At 40.9% G+C, this 12509-nt stretch carries 16 protein-coding genes; 6 read left to right on the forward strand and 10 right to left on the reverse strand.

What is annotated here, in order from left to right:
- The 5 genes from C2M33_RS15710 to folB all read right to left on the reverse strand — a co-directional run bounded on the left by C2M33_RS15710 (position 1) and on the right by folB (position 3798).
- Positions 1–624, reverse strand: a complete 624-nt coding sequence (locus C2M33_RS15710) for a flavin prenyltransferase UbiX (protein ID WP_062568736.1) — start codon at positions 622–624, stop codon at positions 1–3.
- 22 nt (positions 625–646) lie between these two features.
- Positions 647–1990, reverse strand: coding sequence for a UDP-N-acetylmuramate:L-alanyl-gamma-D-glutamyl-meso-diaminopimelate ligase (gene mpl, locus C2M33_RS15715; RefSeq protein ID WP_063703111.1), 1344 nt, complete (start codon positions 1988–1990; stop codon positions 647–649).
- A gap of 161 nt (positions 1991–2151) precedes the next feature.
- A complete protein-coding gene (locus C2M33_RS15720) occupies positions 2152–2955 on the reverse strand; it encodes an undecaprenyl-diphosphate phosphatase (protein WP_063703109.1) in 804 nt (267 codons plus the stop codon).
- A complete protein-coding gene (gene folK, locus C2M33_RS15725) occupies positions 2952–3440 on the reverse strand; it encodes a 2-amino-4-hydroxy-6-hydroxymethyldihydropteridine diphosphokinase (protein WP_063703107.1) in 489 nt (162 codons plus the stop codon). Before folK ends, C2M33_RS15720 begins: the two co-directional genes overlap by 4 nt.
- 1 nt (position 3441) lies before the next feature.
- The gene (gene folB, locus C2M33_RS15730) at positions 3442–3798 is read right to left on the reverse strand and encodes a dihydroneopterin aldolase (RefSeq protein ID WP_063703105.1); all 357 of its coding nucleotides are present in this window, start codon (positions 3796–3798) and stop codon (positions 3442–3444) included.
- Between the two features lie 228 nt (positions 3799–4026).
- Between folB and plsY the strand changes: the two genes are divergently transcribed.
- Positions 4027–4629, forward strand: coding sequence for a glycerol-3-phosphate 1-O-acyltransferase PlsY (gene plsY, locus C2M33_RS15735; RefSeq protein WP_063703103.1), 603 nt, complete (start codon positions 4027–4029; stop codon positions 4627–4629).
- Between the two features lie 7 nt (positions 4630–4636).
- On the opposite strand, the gene tsaD is transcribed toward plsY, so the two are convergent.
- The 3 genes from tsaD to C2M33_RS15750 all read right to left on the reverse strand — a co-directional run bounded on the left by tsaD (position 4637) and on the right by C2M33_RS15750 (position 6652).
- Entirely contained in the window at positions 4637–5650 is a 1014-nt protein-coding gene (gene tsaD / locus C2M33_RS15740; protein ID WP_063703101.1) for a tRNA (adenosine(37)-N6)-threonylcarbamoyltransferase complex transferase subunit TsaD, read from the reverse strand.
- A 62-nt stretch (positions 5651–5712) separates the two neighbouring features.
- Positions 5713–6303, reverse strand: a complete 591-nt coding sequence (locus C2M33_RS15745; RefSeq protein WP_063703099.1) for a YjaG family protein — start codon at positions 6301–6303, stop codon at positions 5713–5715.
- On the reverse strand, positions 6287–6652 hold the full coding sequence (locus C2M33_RS15750) for a putative signal transducing protein (protein ID WP_054560955.1): 366 nt from the start codon (positions 6650–6652) through the stop codon (positions 6287–6289). The genes C2M33_RS15745 and C2M33_RS15750 overlap by 17 nt, the downstream gene beginning before the upstream one ends.
- A gap of 86 nt (positions 6653–6738) precedes the next feature.
- Here C2M33_RS15750 and C2M33_RS15755 point away from each other — a divergent pair, with 86 nt between their 5' ends.
- The 4 genes from C2M33_RS15755 to C2M33_RS15770 all read left to right on the forward strand — a co-directional run bounded on the left by C2M33_RS15755 (position 6739) and on the right by C2M33_RS15770 (position 10496).
- Positions 6739–7146, forward strand: coding sequence for a DUF2721 domain-containing protein (locus tag C2M33_RS15755; RefSeq protein ID WP_054560956.1), 408 nt, complete (start codon positions 6739–6741; stop codon positions 7144–7146).
- Positions 7147–7197: 51 nt separating this feature from the next.
- Complete coding sequence (locus C2M33_RS15760) at positions 7198–8724, forward strand: response regulator (RefSeq protein ID WP_063703096.1); 1527 nt, start codon at positions 7198–7200, stop codon at positions 8722–8724.
- Positions 8725–8846: 122 nt separating this feature from the next.
- On the forward strand, positions 8847–9734 hold the full coding sequence (locus C2M33_RS15765; protein ID WP_063703094.1) for a LysR family transcriptional regulator: 888 nt from the start codon (positions 8847–8849) through the stop codon (positions 9732–9734).
- Between the two features lie 141 nt (positions 9735–9875).
- Complete coding sequence (locus C2M33_RS15770; RefSeq protein WP_063703090.1) at positions 9876–10496, forward strand: 2OG-Fe(II) oxygenase; 621 nt, start codon at positions 9876–9878, stop codon at positions 10494–10496.
- Here C2M33_RS15770 and ubiA read toward each other — a convergent pair whose 3' ends face one another.
- The gene (ubiA, locus tag C2M33_RS15775; protein ID WP_105174870.1) at positions 10497–11375 is read right to left on the reverse strand and encodes a 4-hydroxybenzoate octaprenyltransferase; all 879 of its coding nucleotides are present in this window, start codon (positions 11373–11375) and stop codon (positions 10497–10499) included. It abuts the gene before it with no gap.
- Positions 11372–11917: a chorismate--pyruvate lyase family protein gene (locus C2M33_RS15780; RefSeq protein ID WP_105174871.1), complete on the reverse strand. Its 546-nt coding sequence runs from the start codon at positions 11915–11917 to the stop codon at positions 11372–11374. Before C2M33_RS15780 ends, ubiA begins: the two co-directional genes overlap by 4 nt.
- A gap of 201 nt (positions 11918–12118) precedes the next feature.
- Here C2M33_RS15780 and C2M33_RS15785 point away from each other — a divergent pair, with 201 nt between their 5' ends.
- Entirely contained in the window at positions 12119–12490 is a 372-nt protein-coding gene (locus tag C2M33_RS15785) for a flagellar basal body-associated protein FliL (protein WP_370626054.1), read from the forward strand.
- Positions 12491–12509 lie beyond the last annotated feature (19 nt).

Below are 12509 nucleotides of genomic sequence, written 5' to 3' on the forward strand. Positions count from 1 at the left end.
TCACTGTTTGCCCTCTCCATAACCCCAACGTTTCGTCAAAGTATGTTCAATGTTTAAATGATCTAAAATTCGCGCCACCATAAAATCAACCAGATCTGAAATCTGCTCTGGTTGATGATAAAACCCCGGAGCTGCAGGCATAATGGTTACGCCTAGCTTTGCTAGCTTCAGCATGTTCTCAAGGTGAATTTCGCTAAATGGCGTTTCACGCGGGACTAAAATTAATTGCCCACGTTCTTTAATCACCACGTCAGCAGCGCGTTCAAGTAAGTTATCTGACGCACCGACCGCAATTGCAGACACTGAACCTGCACTACACGGACAAACCACCATTTTTTTCGGCGCAGCTGAGCCTGATGCAACAGGACTAAACCAGTTGTCTTTACCAAATACTTTGAGTTGCTCAGGGGCAGCGTTAAAAAGTGTACTAAGCTGCTCTGTCGCTTTGTCTTCGTTGCCTGAAAGTTTAATATTCGATTCAGTATCAAGCACCACTCTTGCCGCACTTGAGATCAGTACATACACCTGAAACTGCTGTTCAAGTAATACCTCTAGTAACCGTAAGCCATAGGGAGCACCTGAAGCACCGCTAAAAGCTAACGTTATTTTATCTTTAAATTGCATACAGTTAAGCTCCGTATACTGGTTAGTTTTGTTCAAGAGCAGAGATTAAACGCTGATGAATACCTTCAAAACCACCATTACTCATAATTAAAATATGTTGTGACGGCGCACTGTTGCCAACAACCTGAGTAATGATTTCCTCAGTGCTTTTCATGCAATGCATACCGGCTTTGTCTGCATATTCTTTAAGCGACCAGTTTAAATTTTCTGGCTCAAATAAATACACATCATCTGCTGCATCGAGTGAATCAATTAGGGTTTGTTGATGCACACCCATTTTCATAGTGTTTGAACGAGGCTCTAAAATAGCAATGATCTTATCAGTGCCTACTTTTGCACGTAGCCCTGCTAAGGTTGTTTTAATTGCCGTTGGATGATGGGCAAAGTCGTCATACACTTTTATCGAGTTAATGTCGGCCTTAAGCTCCATACGGCGCTTAGGAGAGATAAACTCAGCTAAGCCTGCAATACTGACAGATACCGCGATACCGACGTGTCTGGCTGCTGCAATGGCCATAATGGCATTTTTGACATTGTGCTCACCCATGGCTTGCCAGCTGACAACACCTTGCACTTGTGAATTTAATAGCACTTCAAACTCGCTACCATCAGCTTTAAGTAAACGGTAATCCCAATCACCCGAGAGTGTTTCGCTCTCGCTCCAAAGGCCACGTTCAATCACATCTTGTAGTGCTTCGTCTTGGCTTGGCCAGATCACTTTGCCACTACAGGGTAATGTACGCATCAAGTGGTGAAATTGTTTCTTTATTGCGTTTAAATCTTCAAAAATATCAGCATGATCAAATTCAAGATTATTTAGAATTAAGGTGCGCGGTAAATAATGAACAAATTTACTGCGTTTATCGAAAAACGCCGTGTCGTATTCGTCCGCTTCAATAACAAAAAATGGCGTTTCGCCAACACGGGCTGACACCCCAAAGTTTTGTACGATACCGCCAATCAAAAAGCCCGGTTTCATTCCTGCGTATTCTAGTAACCATGCCAGCATACTGGCTGTAGTCGTTTTACCATGGGTACCTGCAACAGCTAAAACCCACGAGTTTTGCAATAAATTATGCTTTAACCATTCTGGGCCTGAAGTATAAGGCAAGCCTTTATCTAGTACGTATTCAACGCAAGGGTTGCCTCGACTCATAGCATTACCAATGACGACCATATCTGGCGCGGGTTCTAGTTGGGCAACGTCATAACCTTGGGTGAGTGTAATACCTAGCTCTTCTAATTGCGTGCTCATCGGCGGGTACACATTTTGATCAGAGCCTGTCACGGTGTGACCTAACGATTTAGCGATTGCGGCAATTCCCCCCATAAAGGTGCCACAAATTCCAAGAATATGAATATGCATCTACTGTCCTGAGCAAAATGAATAAGAGATAAGTAAGGCGTTATAATGCCAAATATAAGCTTTACTTACCATTACTACACGGCAATAGACTTTTGCCAAATAGCCAACATAAAAAAACACCTCAATCTGAGGTGTTTTTCGAATTAAGGTGAATACTTATTTTACAGCATTAAGAACGCAAACAAACCTACACCTAATAGTAAGCGGTAGATAACAAATGGCATCATGCCCATGCGCTCAATCACTTTTAAGAAAAAGAAAATACATGCATAAGCCGACACAAATGATAAACCTGCGCCTAGTAAAATAGCATGCCAATCAATTGCCTCGCCCGCTGTTGCAAGCTGATACACATAATATGAACCTGCTGCGGCAATCACAGGGATTGACATTAAAAATGAAAAACGTGCAGCGCTTTGCTTGTTTAAGCCCAGCATTAAACCCACAGTAATGGTAATACCTGAACGCGATGTTCCAGGGAAAACCATAGCGAGAACTTGCGAAAACCCTAACAATAACGCGCTAAAAAAGTTTATTTGGTAAATATTCTTAACTTGCTTTGCTTTTACGTCGGCATACCAAAGTAACAAACCAAATACGATGGTTGAGGTGGCTATAACCCATGCATTACGCGAGTAGCTTTCAACAAAATCTTTGAATAGGTAACCAATTAATAATGCAGGTATAGTCGCTACAATAATCCACCAGCCTAAACGACTATCATCGGTTGCTCCTTGTGAGCCAAATGATTTAAACCAAGCGCCGAGAATATCCACCACTTCTTTACGAAAATACAGTACCACCGCACCTAACGTACCTACGTGTACCGCAACATCAAATGCTAAGCCTTGGTCATGCCAACCTAAAACTTGTGAGGGTAAAATTAAATGAGCTGAGCTCGAAATAGGTAAAAACTCAGTCAATCCTTGAATTAAGGCTAAAACAATTATCTCTATAATACTCATGGGTTAGAAAACTCCACCTTCCATAGTTTTTGTTGTGGGTTGTTATAATTATTCCATAACTCAGCCAAAGTTAGCTTAGCTACAGGGTGAAAAAAGTCGGGAGCTATTTCAGCAAGAGGCTGTAATACAAACGCATTTTTGGTTATTTCATCCCGCGGTAACTGCGCAGGCGAATCACAGATAATGTCATCATAAAACAATAAATCAAGGTCTAATGTGCGCGGGCTAAACTTTTTATCCTCGCGGGTACGGCCATTCTCAAGTTCAATTTTTTTCAGTAGTTTACAGAGTTCAGCTAATGGCATATCGGTTTTTGCTGCAACCACTGAATTATAAAAATTGTTACCTGCAAACCCCACCGCTTCACTTTCATAAACAGACGAGTGTATAAAGTCAGGAAAATAAGGCTTTAAGGCAATAAGCGCTTGTCGAAGATAATGCTCTTTGTTGACATTAGAGCCTAGGCTAATAAATATTTGCGCCATGTTAGTTTGCCTTACGACGGGTGATCTCAACTCCCACAGTTTGCGCTTGTGGCACTGCGGCTGGTTTACTAACACGAATAGTCACTTGGTTGGTCGTAAACTCAGCCAGGATCAATGCAGCTAATTGCTCAACTAAAGTCTCAAGCAGCTCAACAGGTTTTGCTGTTGTGTGCTCAATCACTCGCTCACTCACCTTGGCATAATCAAGGGCTAAATTAATATCATCCGTTGCCGCTGCGGCTGAAATATCACATAACATTTCAATATCAAAATACAGGCTTTGTTTACTTTCTTTTTCAAAATCATACACGCCAATGATGGTGTCTACGTGCAGTTGTGATATATATACCTTGTCCATTGATACTCCAAGTGACATAAATATTAAAAACAATACTCATCCTAAACGCTTATTGATTTCAATAATGCGCTGTATAAGCTGTCATAGTGTTTTAATATATAAAAATTACCCCTACAATAACGGATAGATGCATTGCAATATGGTGCTTACATACTACTCGATGAGAGCGGCAGATGGTTTTGCCGCCAATGATAGCCCAAAAGTGCAGATTAAAAAATAAGGAAGCGCGTGTTAGAAGTTTTAATGTTAGTTTTAGCTTACATACTGGGATCGGTCTCTTCCGCTATCCTTGTATCACGGCTGTTTAAACTACCAGACCCACGCAGTCATGGATCGAATAACCCGGGTGCTACAAATGTTTATCGCCTTGGTGGTAAAGTCCCCGCTGTTTTAGTTCTTGTCTTTGATATTTTAAAAGGAACCATTCCTGTTTGGGGTGCCTACTTTTTAAAAATAGACCCTCTAATGTTAGGTTTAATTGGTGTGGCTGCCTGTTTAGGCCATATGTATCCACTGTTTTTTAGTTTTAAAGGTGGTAAAGCCGTCGCGACCGCTTTTGGCACGTTATTACCGATTGGTTTATCGCTAGGTGGGATGTTGATTGCAACGTGGATCTTAATTGTTGCTATCACGCGTTATTCATCACTTGCGGCTCTGGTTACGGTTTCATTAGCACCTCTTTATACGTGGTGGATAAAACCTTTGTATACCTTGCCTGTTACCTTTTTAACCATACTGATAATTTTCCGTCACAGAGCAAATATTACTCGCTTGATGGCAGGGGAAGAACCTAAAGTAGGGGCTAAGAAAAAAGCCCCTGAACAAGAATAGCGAGCAGTTATAAGGCTTCGAGTGAATCAATAGGCCAGCGCGGCTTAGTTTTCATATCGAGGCTTGCAAATTGACCGGCTTTCAAACGCTGCATACCAGCGTAAGCAATCATTGCACCGTTATCTGTACAAAACTCAGTGCGCGGGTAATACACGCGCCCTTTCATGCCTTGCATTACTCGTTCAAGTTGCGCACGCAGTTGCACGTTAGCACTCACACCACCAGCAATCACTAAACGTTTGATACCGGTTTGTTTTAATGCACGTTTGCATTTAATGATTAAGGTATCAATAACTGCTGTTTGGAATGCATGAGCAATATCAGCTTTAGTTTGTTCATCATCATCGCTATCACGAATCGCAAGGGATGCCGCTGTTTTTAAACCACTAAAGCTAAAATCTAAGCCTGGTTTATCAGTCATCGGGCGCGGGAAAACAAAACGCTCAGGCGACCCTTGCTCTGCAAGTTTTGCTAAACGTGGGCCGCCAGGGTAATCAAGACCTAATAACTTCGCGGTTTTATCGAATGCTTCACCTGCGGCGTCATCAACTGACTCACCTAATACTTCGTATTCACCAATGCCAGATACTTTAACCATCATAGTATGACCGCCTGACACTAATAGTGCGATAAACGGAAACTCAGGTTTGTCCTCTTCAAGCATTGGCGCAAGTAGGTGACCTTCCATATGATGTACAGCAACGGCTGGAATATTCCAACCATAGGCCAATGAGCGACCAATAGAAGTACCCACAAGGAGCGCCCCAACAAGTCCAGGGCCTGCGGTGTAAGCAATACCATCTAAGTCTTCTGGGCCACAGCCCGCTTGTGCAAAGGCGGCATCAATTAAAGGTAAGGTTTTACGCACGTGATCCCGTGAAGCAAGTTCAGGTACCACACCGCCGTAATCAGCATGTACTTTTACTTGGCTATACAGTTGATGTGCTAATAAGCCTTGTTCATCATCATAAATGGCAATACCTGTTTCATCACATGATGATTCAATACCTAAAATTCGCATCAATTACTCCGCCAAGAAAAAACAAACGCGCATTTTACAGCGAAAACACGCATTACTAAATATTAAATTGCAATACCAATGTTGGTTTGACCGTCAGATACCGCCAGCTGCTTAAGCTCTTTTACGTTCTCTGAGGTAATTCGGCCCATTTGCTCTACAAAATCAATAAGCTCAGCAAGTACATCAATTTCGTATTGCATTAAAGGGTGTTCACGTACGGCTTTGTTATCTGCTACTTCACCATCAACCGTTAGTTGGTACTCTATGAAGCGTGCCACCGAGGCCTGTGAAATTTTACTGATGCTCAAGAACTCTTGTTCATCTTTTGCAATCAACCCATGCAACATACCTAATAAAGCGGTTGCTGTATCGATTGCTGGATAAGTCCCAAACATATCAAAGTCGCTCAGCTCCGGTACATTTGGTTCAATTTTCTCAATCTGCTTTTCAAGGCTAATCTTACTTTTTGGCAGTAAGATTTTTTCCCAGCACACATTTAGTGCACTACGAAATACCGCGGCATCACCAAACCCAGTTGCTTCACTAAACAAGCTATAGTTAGGCAGCATACGTTCAAGTAATGCCCCGCCTAACACCGCTTTTTGCAAATAGTTTAATTCTCTAATACGTTGAAAATTATTCGCTTTCGTCATTCTTTACAGTCCCACAAGACCAACATATTTCAAATGTTGCTCCGTTAAGCTCATGACATTTTGGGCATACCCAGTCAGGAGCCGATTGTTTTAATTGCCGGTAGTTTAGCAATATTTCTTGCGCCTGGCGCTCTTTTAATGCGTAAACAAGTATATCAACCCCTGTTTGTTCAAATGGGATTTCCCCAAGCGCCCCTTGTAAAAGCTCTCCTTGTAGTTGCGATTCAATTCCCTTGCTTTTTAAAAGCCCTTTAATAATGTTTGCTTCTAAGCCGTTTTCAGCCTGAAACACTTTCACCCAAGCGAATGGGTCCTGCTTGGCTGGTTGATTTAAATTATTGTTTTGCAAATCACTTCCCTTTTACTTTTCTATCTTTAAATCCTAAACTACGATAGCAACTAACTTCGCTGCAATGCTTATTTCAAGGTAGCCACATGACTTTAACAACACCGGGATTGTTATTCCCTGCGATCTCTTTACTGTTACTTGCTTACACTAATCGCTTTTTAGTGCTTGCTCAGCTTATTCGAGAACTCAATGCACGTGAAGGAGAAAGTATCCGCCCATTGGTTGTTGCGCAAATTACCAATTTAAGAAAACGCATTAAATTAATTCGCGTAATGCAGGTTTATGGTGTTGCCTCTTTTTTAATGTGTACCTTATCAATGTTTGCATTATTCATCGAATTTAATACCACAGGTATCATTTTATTTGGTATCAGCCTCGCGTGCTTAGCCTTGTCGCTTCTCACCTCTTTGTATGAGATTCACATTTCATGTGATGCTATTGAAATCGAATTGAAGAATATCGAAAAAAAACCAGTTTCAGATAAGGCAGAGTAAATTTCTGCCTCTATACTTATTGTATGAGATACAACAATAAGTGGTGTTTTTGTGGATGATTTCTTATTTTCTGAAGAACAGTTAGAAGAAAATAATGTACAAACTGAAGAACCTGAATACTGGCATATTCTTGTTGTTGATGATGAAGAAGATATTCACCAAGTTACGAAACTAGTATTAGCTGGGTTTACTTTTGAAAATAAAAGTCTGCGCTTTTATGACGCCTATTCTGCTGCCGAAGCAAAAGAGTTTCTAAAAAAAGACATTCCATTTTCTGTCGCTCTTGTTGATGTAGTCATGGAAACCAACCATGCTGGTCTTGAACTTATTCAATACATTCGCGATGAAATAGAAAACCACGATATTCGCTTAATACTACGCACAGGTCAGCCAGGTGAAGCCCCTGAAGAAGCGATTATCCGCGATTACGACATCAATGATTATAAAAACAAAACTGAGCTCACCGCGATTAAAATTAAAACCCTGCTCTACTCGGCGTTAAGAGCACACCGCGATATTCAAATTATTGACCGCCACAAACATGGCCTTGAACAGATCATTAATGCATCTGCTAACTTTTTAAAATGTGACAGTGTTCATGAATTTGCTTCAACAATTTTAAGTCATGTGACTAATGTGATGGGGATTAATGACACGCAAATTTATTGTGCTGCGGCCGTTAATCTACAATCGTCACCAGCAAAAGATTTTCAATTGCTTGCCGCCTCTGGCGTGGGTCCTACACCAAAGCAAAACACCATTCCTGACGAAGTAAAAAACTTATTTATAGATGCCCACGAGCGAAAATCATCACTGAAAACAAGTAATGATTATATTGGTTACTTCCCTACCAAAGCGGGTCTTGAAACCATGCTCTATGTTCACAAAGGCAGTAAGTTACAGCCAACAGAGCATCAGCTGTTAGAGTTTTATGCCAACAATATTGCACTCGCCTACGACAACTTAAAGCTCAGAGAAATGGTGAAAGAGTCGCAAAAAGAGTTGTCTTATATTCTTGGTGAGGCGGTTGAAAAGCGCTCTAAAGAAACAGGCTCTCATGTTAAGCGTGTTGCATTATACAGCGAGTTACTGGCACAGCTTTCAGAGCTTAACCCATTTCAATGTGAAATCATTAAGCTTGCTTCACCACTGCATGACATTGGTAAGATTAGCATTCCCGACAGCATATTGAATAAACCGGGCAAACTGACTGATGATGAATGGGAAATAATGAAAACCCATGCCGAAATTGGTTACGAAATATTAAAAAATTCAAGTAACGAGATATTGACATGCGGCGCTTTAATTTCTTATCAACACCATGAAAAGTGGGACGGTTCAGGCTATCCACAAGGTTTAATTGGTGACGATATTAATATTGTTGGCCGCATTACCGCCCTTGCTGATGTGTTTGATGCGCTTTGTAGCGACCGTTGTTATAAGAAAGCGTGGCCATTAGATGAGGCACTATTATTAATAAAAGACCAGCGCGCGAAACATTTTGATCCAATTCTAGTCGACTTACTACTTGAAAATTTACCACTTTTCTTAGAGATTAAAGACCGTTACCCTGATTAATTGTAACTTTTCTGTAAAACAAACACTTCCCAAAAAGGGTACAATAATTTACTATGCCCACCGTGAAGTATAATAATACCGCCTGGACGTAAAGGGCTTACTTATAACAAGGGACTATTAAAGTGAGATTTGAACAACTTGAACAATTTGTAGCACTAGGCGTGCTGAGGCATTTCCGCCAAGCTGCAGAAAAAACCCAAATTAGCACTTCAGCGTTAACTCGCAGCATCCAAACGCTTGAAGATGAAATTGGCTATGAACTCGTTACCCGCTCTACTCGCTCTGTAAAGTTAACCAAAGAAGGTGAACTTTTCCTAGAGTACGCTAAACAAACCCTCGACAACCTTGAAGAAACTAAAAAACGTTTATTCGAGTCATTAAATGGCTGTGCTAACGAGAAGCTAGTTATTGGCTATACCAACAAAGCAAGCACGGTAGTACCAGTATCTTGCGGTCAGTTTTTAGCGCAGTATCCACACGTTAAAATTGAGATGCAGTTACAAGAGCAAAGTGAGCTTGTACGTAAACTACAATTAGGTGAAATTGATATCAGTGTATGTTCTCAAGCGATGAACAGCATTGGCAGTGATATTCATTTACCTGATCAACTGATCATTTTCGTGGCTAAAAACCACCCGCTTGCAAATAAAAGCGACATTAGCAAACGCGACTTTGCAGATTACCCAATGTACAGCTGCTTTTCACAGTCAAAACAAGTACAGTCTATGCTAAACGATGCAATCGAATCTTTTGATAAAACATCAAGTATCAAAGTAGGTAGCATTGAACAAGTAATGGATGGCCTTAAAAAGTCGAATCACATCGCCATTGCCAGTATTGAACACACAAATATTGTCTCTTCAGACCCAGAATTACTATTATTGAAAACCAATAAAGGCATCGCACACGAGCAGCTTGTGATCCAAACAAACCAACAAATCAATGAGAACTCTCACGTTAGTCATTTACTTGATCTCATTGAAAAAACAGCATTAGCAAGCCAAGGCTAAGCGCCGTTTAATTACCGCTAGCCTGAAATAAATCAGGCTAGCTAATCCGCCTTTATTTTTCACACTATCTACTGCATAAAAAGCGTGCATTGCACAATTTTTCATATACACTTACGCACCTTTTTTTGATTGTGCACATGAATGACCGCGCAGCTTATTTCCGACACTTATTTAGATGCCATCGAACGTGCTGGCTATGCCGTTGTTGAAAACGCGATTGATGAAAGCTTAATCGCTGATTTAATGGCTGATTGTTATCGTATTAACCCACATTTCCATACTGCTGGCATTGGCCGTTTGAACGACCAACAAATAGATAAAACCGTTCGTAAAGATAAAACCTACTGGTTTGATAGTTCAAGCCAAGCACAAATTACATATCTTGCGACCATGGAAGCGATAAAAACACAGTTAAACCGTAGTTTTTATTTAGGGTTGTTTGACTATGAATGCCATTATGCAAAGTATCAACAAGGTGACTTTTATAAAAAGCACTATGATGCCTTCAAAGGTCGTTCGAATCGCATTTTCACAACGGTTTGTTACTTAAATACGCCAGAATCTGGCGGTGAGTTGGTGATTTACAAGCCGAAAAGTAAAGATATTGAGATTGTCGTAAAACCTCAAGCCGGCATGCTGGTTATGTTTGAAAGCGAACGATTTATGCATGAAGTATTACCCGCAAATGATGTTCGCTACTCTATTGCGGGCTGGTTCAGAAAAAATGCGTCGATCAGCGGTATTATCGACCCACCTAGATAATTAAAATGGCAGTGGCAAGGATGCTGCTAAACCAATAAAAATCACTAACCCCACATAGTGATTATTCAAAAATGCTTTGAAGCAAGGATCTCGTTCTCGTTTATGAATAAGCATTTGTTGATAAAGTAAAAACCCAACCGCTGCCACTAACCCCAGCCAATAAGGCAAGGCAAGTTGATGACTCATGCCAATGTAAGCAAGAATTGCGATAAATAAAGCATTGAGTAAAAAGATGATGTGTCTGTCATAGCTTGCAAACAAGATTGCCGTTGACTTAACCCCTATTTTTAAATCGTCATCTCTATCAACCATGGCATACATGGTGTCATAAGCCACAGTCCAAACAAGATTCGCGGTAAATAGTAGCCAGGCTTCTAATGGTACAGAACCAATTGATGCCATATAGGCCATCGGAATAGCCCAACTAAATGCAGCACCCAGCACAACTTGCGGTAATTGGGTATAACGCTTCATAAATGGATAACAAAACGCCAGTGCTAAAGCACCAAACGACAGTAATATCGTTGACCACCCGAGCGTTAACACTAAACCAAACGCCACCACAATAAGCAGTACAAATAAGCTTAGAGCTTCACCACTTGAAACTAACCCTGCGGCTAGCGGTCGCTGGGCTGTACGCTTAACTGAGCCATCTATTTTACGATCGGCAAAGTCATTAATTACACAACCAGCACTACGCATCACAAAGACGCCCAAACTAAATACCACAAAGTTTAATAAGCTAGGGGTACCAAGCTCAGCCAGCCATAGTGCCCAGTAAGTAGGCCACAATAACAATAAAGTGCCAATTGGCTTATCGGTACGCATTAATTGCTTATAGTAAGGAATATGTGCGACCTGTAATGCAGCTAGCTTCATAGGTATATATAAGCTCCAGGTAAGAAAACTTCTGCTACTAAAAAATGAGCATTAGATAAACTAAATACACTGCGTCTTCCCCACAATGAATTAGATGGTAAGCCTAGCTCAGCTGTTAATGCCTGAATGGCGTGCTGCTGCGAAAACTCAGCAACCTCGATTTCTGTGCGAGATAAGCTTGGGTCTTGAAAAATAACATCACCCAGCGGCCTTGTACCCATACTTAGTAACTGCTGCTTTTTTAATGTATCATCTGCCGGCAACCAGCTTTGTGCATAAACCATTGGTTTGCCGTCACATAGAAGTAACACTTCGCGGTTTAAAGCCTGACTTAGCGATGTATTGAGTAATGCTTGTTGCTCGCAGGTTAGGTCAAAGGGTGCTTCGTTTAAAACTTTAACTGAAAAGGCCTGACAGTGACTTTTAAGCTTGGCCGTTAATGACCCGGCCTCAAGCAGCCAACCTTGCTCTTGTTGCGTCAAATTTGGAAATGCTGAAGCAGGCTGCCAATTTGCAGCTAATGAAACTGGGAATGTGATCACAACGACTCATTATTTTTAAAAACCGTGCAAATGATATCACTGCTGCACGTTTCGAAAAAGTCATGATTTAATCTCAAGCTGGGTTAAAAAACGCAGAACAGCCTGTATCTTAAGTGAATTTGGGTATAGACTAAAAATCATTGAAAGGGTGGAATATTCTTAACTATGAAAAAATCATTGTTATCAATTTACTTGATAAGCATGCTGCTTGTTGGCGCTACAACAAGTTGGTCTGTACGCGCTGAATCAAATGTTGGCTACTTTGGTTTTGAGCCTGACATCATCACTAACTATATAGGTCAAGGTAATAAAAAGCTTGGCTATGTTCGTATTACGGTGGATCTCATGCTCAATGATATGGCTGATATTGCAGTGGTAGAACACCACACTCCACTATTGCGTGATGCGATTGTTGAAATACTCTCAAAAGAGCCTGAAGAAAACATTAAATCACTGACCGGCCGCGAAGAAATCAGAAAGCGCTGCACCGAAAAGCTAAAAGCACTACTAAAACAAGAAACAGGACAAGAGATTGTCAGAGAAGTGTTATTTACTAAGTATTTATATCATTAAAAGTAAAATGGCGGCATAA

The organism is Pseudoalteromonas sp. T1lg122, from assembly GCF_002964825.1.
Lineage (GTDB): Bacteria > Pseudomonadota > Gammaproteobacteria > Enterobacterales > Alteromonadaceae > Pseudoalteromonas > Pseudoalteromonas gelatinilytica.